At 67.2% G+C, this 13179-nt stretch carries 14 protein-coding genes; 11 read left to right on the top strand and 3 right to left on the bottom strand.

Annotated elements, in window-relative coordinates; all coding sequences use genetic code 11:
- Positions 1-180: 180 nt before the first annotated feature.
- Together IPJ87_05835 and IPJ87_05830 are read left to right on the top strand one after the other, a co-directional pair.
- Entirely contained in the window at positions 181-891 is a 711-nt protein-coding gene (locus IPJ87_05835) for a hypothetical protein (protein ID MBK7941380.1), read from the top strand.
- 2 nt (positions 892-893) lie between these two features.
- Entirely contained in the window at positions 894-1796 is a 903-nt protein-coding gene (locus IPJ87_05830; GenBank protein ID MBK7941379.1) for an aminotransferase class IV, read from the top strand.
- Positions 1797-1978: 182 nt separating this feature from the next.
- On the opposite strand, the gene cphA is transcribed toward IPJ87_05830, so the two are convergent.
- A complete protein-coding gene (gene cphA, locus IPJ87_05825) occupies positions 1979-4642 on the bottom strand; it encodes a cyanophycin synthetase (protein ID MBK7941378.1) in 2664 nt (887 codons plus the stop codon).
- 151 nt (positions 4643-4793) lie between these two features.
- On the opposite strand from cphA, the gene IPJ87_05820 reads away from it, so the two are divergent.
- From IPJ87_05820 to IPJ87_05780, 9 genes are all read left to right on the top strand, one after another.
- Positions 4794-5663, top strand: a complete 870-nt coding sequence (locus IPJ87_05820; GenBank protein MBK7941377.1) for a cyanophycinase — start codon at positions 4794-4796, stop codon at positions 5661-5663.
- A gap of 3 nt (positions 5664-5666) precedes the next feature.
- On the top strand, positions 5667-6071 hold the full coding sequence (locus IPJ87_05815) for a DUF4259 domain-containing protein (GenBank protein MBK7941376.1): 405 nt from the start codon (positions 5667-5669) through the stop codon (positions 6069-6071).
- Positions 6071-6532 carry a hypothetical protein gene (locus IPJ87_05810; GenBank protein MBK7941375.1) on the top strand — a complete coding sequence of 154 codons (462 nt, stop codon included), beginning with the start codon at positions 6071-6073 and terminating at the stop codon, positions 6530-6532. Before IPJ87_05815 ends, IPJ87_05810 begins: the two co-directional genes overlap by 1 nt.
- Before the next feature lie 26 nt (positions 6533-6558).
- Entirely contained in the window at positions 6559-7068 is a 510-nt protein-coding gene (locus IPJ87_05805; GenBank protein ID MBK7941374.1) for a DUF1801 domain-containing protein, read from the top strand.
- Between the two features lie 47 nt (positions 7069-7115).
- Positions 7116-7397, top strand: a complete 282-nt coding sequence (locus tag IPJ87_05800; GenBank protein MBK7941373.1) for a DUF3817 domain-containing protein — start codon at positions 7116-7118, stop codon at positions 7395-7397.
- 65 nt (positions 7398-7462) lie between these two features.
- On the top strand, positions 7463-7831 hold the full coding sequence (locus IPJ87_05795; GenBank protein ID MBK7941372.1) for a YtxH domain-containing protein: 369 nt from the start codon (positions 7463-7465) through the stop codon (positions 7829-7831).
- Positions 7821-8204, top strand: a complete 384-nt coding sequence (locus IPJ87_05790) for a hypothetical protein (protein ID MBK7941371.1) — start codon at positions 7821-7823, stop codon at positions 8202-8204. Before IPJ87_05795 ends, IPJ87_05790 begins: the two co-directional genes overlap by 11 nt.
- Positions 8205-8217: 13 nt before the next feature.
- Entirely contained in the window at positions 8218-8631 is a 414-nt protein-coding gene (locus tag IPJ87_05785; protein ID MBK7941370.1) for a hypothetical protein, read from the top strand.
- Between the two features lie 24 nt (positions 8632-8655).
- Positions 8656-9726, top strand: a complete 1071-nt coding sequence (locus IPJ87_05780) for an AI-2E family transporter (protein ID MBK7941369.1) — start codon at positions 8656-8658, stop codon at positions 9724-9726.
- Positions 9727-9739: 13 nt separating this feature from the next.
- Here IPJ87_05780 and IPJ87_05775 read toward each other — a convergent pair whose 3' ends face one another.
- A complete protein-coding gene (locus IPJ87_05775; protein MBK7941368.1) occupies positions 9740-11494 on the bottom strand; it encodes a LysM peptidoglycan-binding domain-containing protein in 1755 nt (584 codons plus the stop codon).
- Positions 11491-13026 carry a glutamine-hydrolyzing GMP synthase gene (gene guaA / locus IPJ87_05770; protein ID MBK7941367.1) on the bottom strand — a complete coding sequence of 512 codons (1536 nt, stop codon included), beginning with the start codon at positions 13024-13026 and terminating at the stop codon, positions 11491-11493. The genes IPJ87_05775 and guaA overlap by 4 nt, the downstream gene beginning before the upstream one ends.
- Between the last annotated feature and the right edge of the window lie 153 nt (positions 13027-13179).

Below are 13179 nucleotides of genomic sequence, written 5' to 3'. Positions count from 1 at the left end.
CGTTCTTCCGGATAAGCAAATGGTGCTTCCAGGCTAGCGTTCGTCGCTTCGCCACGTTGGGTCACGACGGTCACGAATGGACGGGTTGATCGGCATCCGGAGTCTTGACGGTCAGGTAGGGGCCCGGAACGATCGCACGCATGAAGGCACTGCGCCCGGGGCCTTCGTTCTTTTGTGCCCATGCGTATCCACCTCATCAGCAGCCCACGCAACCTGAGCACCGCGCTCATGTACAGCTTCGCGCAACGGGCGGACATGCGCGTGGTGGACGAGCCCTTTTACGCGTACTACCTGGCACGGAGCGGGGTGGACCATCCCGGCCGGGAAGAGGTCCTGGCCAGCCAGCCGCAGGATGTCGAGGGCGTGCTGCATGGGTTGGATGCCATCGATGATCGGCAGCACCTCTTCCTGAAAGGCATGGCCCACCACTGCGAGGGCATACCTGCGCCGCGGCTGGCAGGGATGACCAGCGTCTTCTACATCCGCGACCCCAAGCGGATCATCGCCAGTTTCGCCGAAGTGATCCCCAACCCCGGTTTGCGGGACATCGGCTTGCGCATGTCCGTGGAATTGCTGGAGAGCTTGCAGCGCGTGGGTGGCAAGTGCATGGTGCTGGATAGCGATGACCTGCTGGCCGATCCGAGGGGTGTGCTCGCTTCGCTCTGCGATGCACTGGGCATCGGCTTCGATGAACGGATGTTGCGCTGGGAAGCCGGCCCGAGGCCCGAGGACGGCGTGTGGGCCAGCCACTGGTACGCCAACGTGCACCGCAGCACCGGCTTCGCGAAGCAGGCGAGCAGCGATCGGACACTTCCTGACCACCTTCGATCGCTCTGCGAAGAAGCGCTCCCCTACTATCGCCGGCTCCAGCAACTCCGCATCACCGCCTGAACATGCTCCAGAAGTACGACCCACGGAACGCTGATATCCTCGTGCATGTGAACGGGCAGCTCGTCAAGCGCGCCGATGCCAAGGTGAGCGTCTTCGATAGCAGCGTGCAGGGCGGGGATGCCGTGTGGGAAGGACTGCGCGTTTACAACGGTGGCGTGATGATGCTGGGTCGCCACCTCGATCGCCTGCACGCCTCCGCCCATGCACTGGCCTTTGCGAACGTGCCCACTTCCGATCACATCCGGAACGCGCTGTTCAAGACCTTGAAGGCGAACGGGATGACGAACGATGCGCACGTACGGCTTACGCTGACACGCGGCGAGAAGATCACCAGCGGGATGGACCCGCGCCTCAACCAGAAGGGCTGTACGCTCATCGTGCTCGCCGAATGGAAGTCAGTGGTCTTCGACAACACCAGGGGCATCCGGGTGATCACCAGCAGCATCCGGCGTTTGGGCCCCGAGGTCCTGGACCCCAAGATCCACCACAACAACCTGCTCAACAACATCCTCGCGAAGCTGGAGGCCAATGCCGCCGGGGTCGATGGCGCGCTGATGCTGGACAAGAACGGCCATGTGGCGGAACTGAATGACATCAACGTGTTCGCGGTGATCCACGGAGAGGTCGTGACACCGTACACGACCAGCTGCCTGGGCGGCATCACGCGCGGCCTCGTGCTCGAATTGTGCGCGCAGCACGGCATCCCCTGTCGCGAACGTGACCTGTCCGCCATGGAGCTCATGACCGCCGATGCGGTGTTCGGAACGGGCACGATGGGCGAGTTGACCCCGATCACGGAGATCGATGGGCGCAGTGTGGGGAATGAGCGGGGAACGGCGGTGCTGGAGCGCTTGCGTGGCTTGTTCCGGCATGCAGTGCCTGGGCTGTGTGAGCGGATCGAGTAAGCGATACCGGATCGGCGATCAGTGGAACACCGGCCAAGGCCTGATCACTCGCATCAGAGACGGTCTTTGTCCGCGTGATCCGGATGCTCGGTCATCCCGACCATCAAGGTGACCCATGCCATGAAGCTCAAAATGAACGCGACCACGCCGACCCAGCGCGACAATGGCCCGAGTTGTATCGATCACCCCACCAGCTCCTTGTTCCGGTTGGGGATGTCCTCCTTGCTGAAGGGCACCTGATCGTCCTGCTCCTTCAGCTTCAGCACGAGCTGGAGGGCATCGGGGACCACGTCGCTGCACAGCACCACGAAGGCGCCCTTCGGCGCCGTGCCGATGGCGTGGCGGATGGCCTCCTCCTCCTTCTTCAGGATGGTGAACTTCTTGGCGGGGTCCACCTCGTGGATGCCCTTCACCAGCAGGGCGATGATCTCGTCGTCGCTCTTGCCCCGCAGGTTGCGGTCCTGCCGGATGATGATCTCGTCGAACATGCGCGCGCTGAGGCGGCCCAGGTTCACGGTGTCCTCGTCGCGGCGGTCGCCCACCCCGGCGATGACGCCGATCTTCGGCGTGTCGGACACCTTGCTGAGGAAGCGCCCCAGCGCCTCGAAGCCGTGCGGGTTGTGCGCGTAGTCCACCACCACCTGGAAGTTCTTGAACTGGAACAGGTTGAGGCGGCCTGGCGTCTGCGCCGGGCTGGGCACGAAGGTGGCCAGGGCCTGGCGCAGCTCCTCGATCTTCACCCCGCGCACGTACGCGGCCAGCACGGCCGGCAGGATGTTCTGGATGTTGAAGACCGCGCGCCCGCCGTAGGTGAGCGGCACGTTCACCGCCTTCTCGATGCGCAGCTTCCACTCGCCCTTGCTGATGGTGATGAAGCCGTTCTCGTAGATGGCCGCCAGCCCGCCCAGCTTGCAGTGCTGCCGGATCAGGCGGTTGTTCTCGTCCAGGCTGAACAGGGCGATCTTGCAATCGCAGGCCTTGCGCATGGCCATCACCCGCTCGTCGTCGGCGTTCAGGATGGCGTAGCCGTCCCGGCGTACGCTGCGCGGCACCACGCTCTTCACCTGGGCCAGGTCGTCGATGGTGTTGATGTCCTTCAGGCCCAGGTGGTCCGCCGCCACGTTGGTGACGATGCCCACGTCGCAGTGCTCGAAGCCGAGCCCCGCCCGCAGGATGCCCCCCCGCGCCGTCTCCAGCACCGCCATGTCCACCAGCGGGTCCTTCAGCACGAACTGTGCGCTCACCGGACCGGTGCAGTCGCCCGTCATCAGCAACCGGTTCATGATGTACACCCCGTCCGTGCAGGTCATGCCCACCTTGTGGCCCACGCTGCGCATGAGGTGCGCGGTGAGGCGTGTGGTGGTCGTCTTGCCGTTGGTGCCCGTGATGCTGATGATGGGGATGCGGCTGGGCGCGCCCGGCGGGAACAGCATGTCCACCACCGGTTCGGCCACGTTGCGCCCGATGCCCTCGGTGGGCTCCAGGTGCATGCGGAAGCCGGGCGCCGCGTTCACCTCCAGCACCGCGCCGCCGGTCTCGGTGAGCGGCTGCGTGATGTCGTCCGTCATGATGTCGATGCCGCAGATGTCCAGGTCGATGATGCGGCTGATGCGCTCGGCCATGAACACGTTGTAGGGATGCACCACCTCGGTGACGTCGGTGGCTGTGCCGCCCGTGCTGAGGTTGGCCGTGGCCTTCAGGTACACCACCTCGTCCTTCGGGGGCACGCTGTCCGCGGTCATCCCACGCCGGGCGAGCATCTTCTCGGTGTGGTCGTCGATGTCGATGCGCGTGAGCACCTTTTCGTGGCCGTAGCCGCGGCGCGGGTCCTTGTTCACCTCATCGACCAGCTGGCGGATGGTGCTCTGCCCGTCGCCGATGACGCAGGCGGGCGTGCGCTTGGCCGCCGCCACGAACTGGTGGTCGATGACGAGCAGCCGATGGTCCAGGCCCGTGATGTAGCGCTCCACGATGGCGCTGCGGCTGATCTCCTTGGCCTTGGCGAGCGCGGCGATGGCCTCCTCCTTGGTCTTGATGCCGATGGTGGCCCCCCGGCCGTGGTTGCCGCCGATGGGCTTGATGACGCAGGGGAAGCCCACCACGGGCAGGGCCTCCAGCAGGCCTTCCTCGGTGCGCACCACGCGGCCCTTGGGCACGGGGATCTCGTAGCTCTCCAGCAGCTGCTTGGTCTCCTCTTTGTCGCAGGCGATCTCCACCCCGATGTTGCTGGTGCGGCTGGTGATGGTGGCGCGGATGCGTTTCTGGTGCACGCCATGGCCCAACTGCACCAGGCTCTGGCCGTTGAGCCGCAGGTAGGGGATCCCGCGGTTCACCGCCTCCTGGACGATGCTGGCGGTGCTGGGGCCCATGCGGCTCACCTCGCGCAGCTCGCGCATCTTCTGGATGTCGGCCTCCAGGTCGTACGGCTCACCGCTGATCAGCGCCTCGGCGATGCGCACGGCGGCGCGGGCGGCGAACAGGCCCACGGGCTCCTCCACGTAGCTGAACACCACGTTGTACACCCCGTGCTCGCCGGTGCCGCGCGTGCGGCCGAAGCCCGTGTCCATGCCGGCCAGGGTCTGGATCTCCAGGGCGATGTGCTCGATCACGTGCCCCATCCAGGTGCCCCGCTTCACGCGCTCCCAGAAGCCGCCCTCGTGCTCCTCGCTGCAGCGATGGCTGAAGGTGGAGGGCAGCAGCGACGTGAGGCGCTCGTAGAAGCCCGTGATCTTGTCGGTGGGCTTGTCCTCGAGGTCCTGGATGTCGAGGCGCATCACGATGAGGTGATGGCGTTTCACCGACCAGTAGTTGGGGCCTCGCATGGCCTCGACGCGGAGAATGCGCATGGGTGCTGATTGTGTGATCGCGGGGAAGATAGGCGGCCTCCGGTTGTTCATCAAATCCGGGAGCCTGGTGGACCGGGATCGGCCGGTCGGCTACTTTCGCGGTGGACCGGTGCCGCGCATCGGCCGGGGGGCGGGGGGACCAACCACGAGCATGACACCCAAAGGCAAGCTGATCGCCATCGGCGGCAACGAGGACAAGGGCAAGGAACCGGAGGCCGGCCACCACACCAAGGTCTTCACGCACAACTTCATCGAGGAAGGCATCCTCCGCCGCGTGGTGGACGAAATGGGCGGCACCTCCGCCCGCATCGCCGTGATCACCAGCGCGAGCAGCATCCCGGACGAGGTGGGCGCCAACTACATCGAAGCCTTCGGAAGACTTGGCGTCACGGACGTCGATGTGCTCGACATCCGCGAACGGTCGCAGGTGCGGCCCGAGATGATCAAGCGGCTGGCCAAGGCCGATGGCGTGATGATGAGCGGCGGCAACCAACTGCGGCTCACCACCATCTTCGGCGGCACGGCCTTCCTGCAGCTCATGAAACGACGCTATGAGGAGGAGGTCGGCTTCGTGATCGCCGGCACCAGTGCGGGGGCCATGTGCATGAGCAGCACCATGATCTACCAGGGCCACAGCAGCAGCGGTCTCATCAAGGGCGGCGTGAAGATGACCACCGGCGCGGCCCTCATCCAGGACGTGATCGTGGACAGCCATTTCGTGGAACGAGGCCGCTTCAGCCGCCTCAGCCAGGCCGTCGCGGCCAACCCCAGCGCGGTCGGCATCGGCCTCGGCGAGGACACCGGCGTGGTGATCACCGACGCCGACATGCTCGAGACCATCGGCAGCGGTCAGGTGATGATCTTCGACGGCCACGACATCAGCTACAGCGACTACGCCGATGTGGAGGAGGGACAGCCTTTCAGCATCGAAGGCATGAAGGTGCACATCATCAGCAAGGGTCACAGCTACAGCGTGAAGCAGCGCATGTTCGCGGCCGTGAAGGTGCCGCAGAAGGCCTGAGCCATGGGTGCCTGGGACGTGGGGGTCTTCGACGACGACGCCGCACGGGACGTGTTCGACAGCCTGCTGGTGGGCAATGCCTACGAGCAGATCGCAGAATGGATGCGGGTGATGGAGCCGGAAGAGCACTACGAGTACGCGAGCTGCCATTGCATGCTGGTCTCGGGGGCCTTCATCGATGCCGTGCTCAACGGCACGGACCACTCCAAGGACCTGGGCGATGCGTATGGCCGGGTGATCGACCAGCTCGTAGGCAAAGACCTCGATGCGCTGCACCCTGTCCTGCTGCGCAGGCTGGACCACGTGCTCAACGGTGCGTCGGAGCTGAAGGAGCTGTGGAGCGAGAACGAGGAGCTGTATCCGGTGTGGCGCGCCAACGTGCAAGGCCTCATCGATAGGCTGAAGTGATGGAGCGCCGCCACTTCGAGCTCGAGCGCGGCTACTTGAACATCGACGAGCGCGGCCTGTACCTGACCCGCAGCGGCAACTGGCAGGAGGCCCATTCAGCTCCCGAGCGGACCCTGCGCAGGAAGGCCGGACGCGGAGCGTACCTCCTGTTCGGCGCAGTGCTCATCGGCATTCGTGGCCTGTTCGAGCTGATGCACCTGGGCTCCACCACGTCCAACAAGGTGGTCCTCGGGCTTGGCTTGGCCGGTGCGGGGATCCTGCTCACGCTGCAGCGCTTCCGCCACGACCTCGCCCCCACCTATCGCATCGCCTTCGCGAAGGTGCGATCTCTCGAGATCGTGGATGGGCGCCTCACGGTGCAGTTCAGCAACGGCGACCATCTCGAGGATGAGGTGGTGATACCGGCCCCGCCTGCGGCCATGGAACTGGCCCGTTCGGCCTTCGCCGCCTCGCGCACCTAGCTACATTGGTGGCCGACCATACCCCCATGGCCACCATACAGCGCAAGACGACCACCAAGAAAGCGGCAGCCCGCAAGGCCCCGACGAAAGTGGCCGCTCCGAAGAGAACGCCGACGAAGAAGACCGCCACCAACAAGACCCAGGCCACCACGGCCAGCGCCGAGGCCTTCGTGGGCGCCATCGCCGACGTGGGCCTGCGTGCCGACTGTGAAGCGCTGCTGCGGCTCATGCGCAAGGCCACCGGACAGGACCCGGTGATGTGGGGCCCCGCGATGGTAGGCTTCGGGCGCTACAGCTATACCTACGACAGCGGGCGCAGCGGCGAGTGGTCCGCCGTGGGCTTCAGCCCGCGCAAAGCCAACCTCACCCTTTACCTGATGGCGGGCTTCGACCAGCACACGGCGCTGCTGGGCAGGCTCGGGAAGCACACCGTTGCGAAGAGCTGCCTGTACCTGAAGCGGCTGGCCGATGTGGACCTGGCCGTGCTGGAGCGGCTGGTGGCCGCAGCATACATCGCCGTGACGCAGCGGAAGTGATCCGGCCGTGACGGACCCGGGTGCACCGGCCGCCATCTTTGCCGCCCATGCATCCCCTTCTCGCCCGCTTCCGCACCGTCGCCATCGCCGAAGGCTGGAGCTTCCTCGTGCTGCTCTTCGTGGCCATGCCCCTCAAGTACATGATCGGCTGGCCCTGGGCCGTGAAGGTGGTGGGCTGGGCGCATGGCGTCCTCTTCGTATGGTACTGGGTGGCCGCCGTGCCGCTCTTCACCAAGCTGAAGTGGGATGTGGAACGCATCGTGGGCCTCGGACTGGCCAGCGTGCTGCCGTTCGGCACCTTCGTGATGGAGCGCAAGTGGCTCCGCTGAGCGCGGGGTGACCACCATCACTGCACCGGCACCGCGGTGGCCGTACCTTTCGGAAAAGCAAGGTGATGAGCGACGAACGAACCCATGGGGTCCTCGGCTTCATGGCCGGCCTGGCCGCCGGCGCCGCCTTGGGCGTCCTCTTCGCGCCGCGCAGCGGCAAGGAGACCCGCGAGGCCATCGCCGGTGCGGGCCGAAAAGCCCGCGACCGCTTCGGTGACACGATGGACGAGGCGCATCAGGCCTGGAGCGAGATGAAGGGCAAGGCCCAGGACACCGCCTCCATGACGCGCGAGGAGGTCGAGGACTTCCTGCGCTTCCTCTTCGAGGAGGGCCGCGACCTGGCCGACCGCCTTCGCAAGGATGTGAGCACGACCGCCGAGGAGGCCGCCTCCAAGGCCCAGCAGACCGCCGACCACATCCGCCATGGCCACTGAGCCGGACGCGCAGGATGCGGCCAAGGCGCCCGATCCGGCCGCCTTCGTGCATGGCCTGGTGAACGCGTTGAGCGACTATGCGACCGCTGAACGGGAGCGCCTGACCTTGAGCGCCTCCCTGCGTGCCGGCGACGGGCTCGCCCGCCTGCTGCTCGTGGTGGTGGTGCTCCTTGCCGTGAGCGGCATGGTGCTCATGCTCAGCGTGGCGTGGGCCCTGCTGCTCGCACGTTGGTTGAACGATCCCGCCCTGGGCTTCGCCCTCAGTGCGGCCACGTACGTGGTGCTCGGGCTCATCTTCTATGTATTGTGGCGCACCGTGCTGCGCGACCGCATCATCCTCTCCGTGGTGAACGCCACCCATGACCGCACCTGAACGATTCACCAGGATGGACGCGGTGCGGGCGGAGCTCCAGCGCCGCACGGCGGTGCGCGATGCCCGCCGGGCCGACCTGCGCCAGGAATGGGCCAAGCTGCAGGACCCCGGCTTCCGACGCGATCTGGTCGGCACGGGCGTGCGGCAGGTCGTCGGCGGCATTCCCTGGCTGAAGGCCCTGCGCGGCCTGCTCACGCCGTCCAGCGCCACGGCGGGCCAGGTGGTCGGCATGGCCCTCGGCGCCAGACGCAAGACCCCGGTGGGACGCGTCGCCGGCATGGTGGCCGGGCTGGTGCTGCCGGTGCTCATCGAGCGGCTGGCCACGCCGGAGCGCACCGGGCAGGTCGTCGTCGAGCTGCGCCGCACCTGGGATCGGATGCGCGAACGCTGGCGTGAACGCCGGGATCGGCGCCAGGGCGGCGAGTGACCGGCGTGCTGCCTTTCTTTGTGCATGCCTGCGAACGACGCCCTACAGCGGTACGTGCTCACGTTGCTGGCGGTCGTGCTCACCGTGCTGGTGCTCGCCTACGGGCGTGACCTGTTCCTGCTCCTCTTCGTCTCGGCCCTGTTCACCTTCCTGCTGCTCCCGCTCTCCCGGCGCATGGAGAAGGCCGGCCGCCCGCGCTGGGTGGGCGCGCTGGTGGCCACGCTGGCCCTGGTGGCCGTGGTGATGGGCGCCTTCTTCTTCCTGGGATGGCAGTTCACCCGCTTCGGTGGCGAGCTGCCGGCCCTGCAGCAGACGCTCCACGTCAAGGTGCAGGCCCTCATGCGCTGGGTGGAGGGCGCCGTGCACATCGACCGGCGCGACCAGATCCAGTGGTTCAATGCTCAGGTGGCCGGGCTCGCCGACACGGGAGGGCAGCTGGTGATGGAGGTGTTCAGCGGGGCCGGCGCCGCCCTCGGCGTCATCGTCCCCATCCCCTTCTTCGTCTTCCTCCTGCTGATGATGAAGGACAAGTTCCGCGAGTTCCTGGTCCACTGGAGCGAAGGCCGGGAGACCGATGCGGTGGCCATCGTGCGCCGCATCAGCGCGCTGAGCCGCAGCTACCTGCGCGGGGTGCTGCTGGTGATGCTCATCCTGGGCACCCTCAACAGCATCGGCTTCCTGGCGCTCGGCCTGCCCTACGCCGTGGTCATGGGCTTCCTGCTCGCCCTGCTCAACCTCATCCCCTACATCGGTGTGCTGCTCGGCAGCCTGCTGCCCATCCTGGTGGCGCTCCTCACCAAGGACTCCATCGGCTACGCCATCGGCGCGCTCGCCGTCTGCCTCATCACCCAGTTCCTGGACAACAACTTCATCACGCCCAAGGTGGTGGGGGGAAGCGTGAGCCTCAATCCGCTCGCCAGCATGCTGGCCCTGATCGCCGCGGGCATGTTGTGGGGCGTGGTGGGCATGGTGGTCGCCATCCCCCTGGCCGGTATGATCAAGCTCGTCTGCGATTCGGTGCCCGGGCTGCGGCCTTACGGCTATCTGCTCGGCGAGGAAACGGCCTACGACCAGGACGAGCCCGGCCCGCGCTGAACGGCCCCGTTGCCTAGCGGGCCAAGTGCACGCCCATGTCGCGGTACTCGAGCATCACGGCGCTCTCGTTGCCGAAGCCGTTCTCGATGCCCATGCGTCGCATGCGGAAGCCCATGTGCAGCGGGGTGGTCACCACCCGGTCGAGGCGGTCGGCGAAGCCAGGCCCCTCTTCGTGCAGGGCCGTGAGGTAGTACATCGTGACGTCGAACCCGAGGAAGGCGTAAGGCCCCGCATCGGTGTTGTTCACGGCCCTGAACCGTTCCACGAAGTCCCGCACCGCCGGGGCCTCCCGGTCGATGTGCGAGGCGGCGGCCACATGCAGGTCAAGCTTGTTCAGGTCACCGGGCTCCAGCACGTCCATCGTGCTCCACGCCGGCAGGCCGAACACCACGATGCGGTACTTGCCCACCAGCGGCGTCAACCGGGTCACCAGCGTGCTCACGAACTCCACGTCCTCGCTCGGGACCAACAGCACGTTGAGCCGGGCCGCATCGAGCTTGCCGCTCAGGTCGCCGAGGTCCCGTTTGCCGGGCCGGGCCACCAGCACGCTGTCCCGCAACCGGTCCGCGCGTTCGGCCAGGGCGCCCTGTACGGCCCGCTGCAGCTGGTCCTGGAGCTCCTTCTCCGCCGGCAGGTCGGGCCGCAGCAGGATCAGGTTCTCCCGCGCGTGCTTCGTGGCGGCGTACCGGCCCATGTGCCGTACCAGGTCCGGGCGGCCGCTGATCACTTTGCTCACCTGCGGATGGCCCAGGATCACCTTGTTGCTCTGGGGCACGGGGCACACGATGTGCGCATCGCGTGCCACCGCCGCCAGCTGGTCGATCGCGCCCCGGTGGAAAGGGCCGATGAAGAGGTCCATGCTGCGCATCTCGCCCTTGCGCAGCACCGGCCCCCACACGGTGGCATCGTCGCCCACGTCGTACAGGTGCACGTCCATCCGCATCCCCATGCGGGCCATGGAATCGATGGCCATGCGCGCACCGGCCAGGAACTGACCGGCGATGTCGGTGACGGAGTACAGCCCCTTGTGGTCCGGGTCGGCGGCGTGCACGCTGTCGTTGCGGTCCAGGCAGAGCGGCAGCAGCAGCCCCACGTCGTAGCGGGCGGACCTGGGCACCGTGTCCACCGCCGGCTCGGGCGCGGGCGGCGCGGGAATGCGCAGGTAGGTGCCCACCTTCAGGCCGTCCGCCAGCCCGCCGTTGGCCTCCTTCAGTGCCTCCACGGGGATGCCGTATTGCTTGCCGAGGCCGAACAGCGTTTCGCCCGCCAGCACCAGGTGCGACCGGCTGTTGTCGGCGCGCGCCGGGGCCGACGCCGTGGTGGGCACCTCCTTGGCCGTCGCCGGCGGGATCACCAGCTCCATGCCCGCCTTCAGCCCGCCCACCAGCTCGGGGTTCCGCTCGATCAGGGCCGTCTGCTCCACGCCATAGCGTTGTGCGATGCCGAACAGGGTCTCCTTCTTCGCCACGGTGTGCACCAGCTCGCCGGTGGCGCGGAACTTCGGCGCGCTCCGCAGCTCCTTGCGGTCCACCGCGTCCTGCGGGATCAGCAACACCTGGCCGATGCTGAGGCCCTGGGCGGCCGCCGGATTGGCCTCGGTGAGCCGCGGAACCGGGACCGCGTAGTGCCGGCTGATGCCGTAAAGGGTCTGCCCGGCCACCACGGTGTGCACCACATAACGCTTGCCGTCCACTTCGCGCACCTCCTGACCCATCGCGGCAGGCGACAGGAGGAGGACCAGGAGCAGGGGCAGGAGCAGGCGCATCATTCCCATTCGATGGTGGCGGGGGGCTTGCTGCTGATGTCGTACACCACGCGGTTCACGCCCTTCACCCGGTTGATGATGGCGTTCGAGATCCGTGCCAGGAAGGCATGCGGAAGGTCGCACCAGTCCGCGGTCATCCCATCGGTGCTGGTCACCGCGCGCAGGGCCACGGCGTTCTCGTAGGTGCGCTCGTCGCCCATCACGCCCACGCTGCGCACCGGCAACAGGATGGCGCCGGCCTGCCACACCTGGTCGTAGAGGCCTTCGTCGCGCAGGCCCTGCACCCAGATGGCGTCCACCTCCTGGAGCAGCGCCACCTTCTCGGCGGTGACCTCGCCCAGGATGCGGATGCCCAGGCCGGGGCCCGGGAACGGATGGCGGCCCAGCAGGCGCGCATCGAGCCCCAGCTCGCGGCCCACACGGCGCACCTCGTCCTTGAAGGTCAGCCGCAGCGGTTCCACCACCTGCATCTTCATGCGCTCGGGCAACCCGCCCACGTTGTGGTGGCTTTTGATGGTCACGCTCGGCCCGTTGACGCTCACGCTCTCGATCACATCGGGGTAGATGGTGCCCTGGCCCAGCCACTTGACGTCCTGGATGCGGTGCGCCTCGGTGTCGAAGACCTCGATGAAGGTGCGACCGATGGCCTTGCGCTTCGCCTCCGGGTCCTCCAGCCCCCGCAGGGCGTCGTAGAACCGGTCCCGCGCATCCACCCCGGTGATGTTGAGGCCCAGGTGGCGGTAATCCTCCAGCACCTGCGCGAACTCGTTCTTGCGCAGCAGCCCATTGTCCACGAAGATGCAGTGCAGCCGGTCGCCGATGGCGCGCTGCAGCAGCACCGCCGCCACCGTGCTGTCCACCCCGCCGCTCAAGGCCATCACCACCTGGTCCCGTCCCAACTGGGCGCGCAGGCGGTCCACCGTGGTGGACACGAAGGCGTGCGGGGTCCAGTCGCCGGCACATCCGCACACGCCGTGCACGAAGTTGCGCAGCAGCTGCAAGCCCTCGGCGGTGTGGTACACCTCCGGATGGAACTGCACCGCGAAGGTGGGCTCGTCCTTCAGCCGGTAGGCGGCCACAGGCACGGCGTGGGTGCTGGCCATCACCTGCATGCGGCCCGCGGCCCCGGTGATGCTGTCGCCGTGGCTCATCCACACCTGGGTGCCCGGATGGATGCCGTCGAAGAGCGGTGCGGGCATGTGGATGTTGTCCAGGTGGGCGCGGCCGTACTCCCGCACCGTGCTGCGCACCACGGGGGCCCCTTCCCGCTTGGCCAGCAGCTGGGCCCCGTAGCATACCGCCAGCACGGGCACCCGGCCCTGGAAGCCGCGGATGTCCGTGTCGGGCGCGTTGGCGTCGTGCACGCTGAAGGGGCTGCCGCTGAGGATCACGCCCTTGATGGAGGCATCCCCGGCGAAGGCGGCCGCCTTGGTGAAGGGGTGGATCTCGCAGTAGACATTGAGCTCGCGCACGCGCCTGGCGATCAGCTGGGTGTACTGGCTACCGTGGTCGAGGATGAGGATGGTGTCGGGCACGCAGGGGGCACGCGCTGAGGGCGCCGTGGCAAGGGGGCAAAGGTATCCCTCCGCCCCACCCCGCGATCGTGGATGGATCGTGGATAACTGATGCCCCAACGGGTTGACCCGCAGGGATTTCCCTTCGTCTTCCCGGTGGATGCGGACCGTACG

Source organism: Flavobacteriales bacterium, from assembly GCA_016713875.1.
Lineage (GTDB): Bacteria > Bacteroidota > Bacteroidia > Flavobacteriales_F > PHOS-HE28 > PHOS-HE28.
The sequence above is the reverse complement of the archived record's forward strand: the minus strand, read 5'-3'. Positions and strand labels throughout refer to the sequence as shown.

Excerpts from the sequence above, each read along its gene's own strand:
- IPJ87_05815 (MBK7941376.1), top strand. The coding sequence starts at position 5,667 with ATGGGTGCCTGGGACGTGGGGGTCTTCGACGACGACGCCGCACGGGAC.
- cphA (MBK7941378.1), bottom strand. The coding sequence starts at position 4,642 with ATGCGCATTCTCCGCGTCGAGGCCATGCGAGGCCCCAACTACTGGTCG.
- IPJ87_05835 (MBK7941380.1), top strand. The coding sequence starts at position 181 with ATGCGTATCCACCTCATCAGCAGCCCACGCAACCTGAGCACCGCGCTC.
- IPJ87_05780 (MBK7941369.1), top strand. The coding sequence starts at position 8,656 with ATGCCTGCGAACGACGCCCTACAGCGGTACGTGCTCACGTTGCTGGCG.
- IPJ87_05820 (MBK7941377.1), top strand. The coding sequence starts at position 4,794 with ATGACACCCAAAGGCAAGCTGATCGCCATCGGCGGCAACGAGGACAAG.
- IPJ87_05775 (MBK7941368.1), bottom strand. The coding sequence starts at position 11,494 with ATGATGCGCCTGCTCCTGCCCCTGCTCCTGGTCCTCCTCCTGTCGCCT.
- IPJ87_05805 (MBK7941374.1), top strand. The coding sequence starts at position 6,559 with ATGGCCACCATACAGCGCAAGACGACCACCAAGAAAGCGGCAGCCCGC.
- IPJ87_05785 (MBK7941370.1), top strand. The coding sequence starts at position 8,218 with ATGGACGCGGTGCGGGCGGAGCTCCAGCGCCGCACGGCGGTGCGCGAT.
- IPJ87_05830 (MBK7941379.1), top strand. The coding sequence starts at position 894 with ATGCTCCAGAAGTACGACCCACGGAACGCTGATATCCTCGTGCATGTG.
- IPJ87_05810 (MBK7941375.1), top strand. The coding sequence starts at position 6,071 with ATGGAGCGCCGCCACTTCGAGCTCGAGCGCGGCTACTTGAACATCGAC.
- IPJ87_05790 (MBK7941371.1), top strand. The coding sequence starts at position 7,821 with ATGGCCACTGAGCCGGACGCGCAGGATGCGGCCAAGGCGCCCGATCCG.
- IPJ87_05800 (MBK7941373.1), top strand. The coding sequence starts at position 7,116 with ATGCATCCCCTTCTCGCCCGCTTCCGCACCGTCGCCATCGCCGAAGGC.
- IPJ87_05795 (MBK7941372.1), top strand. The coding sequence starts at position 7,463 with ATGAGCGACGAACGAACCCATGGGGTCCTCGGCTTCATGGCCGGCCTG.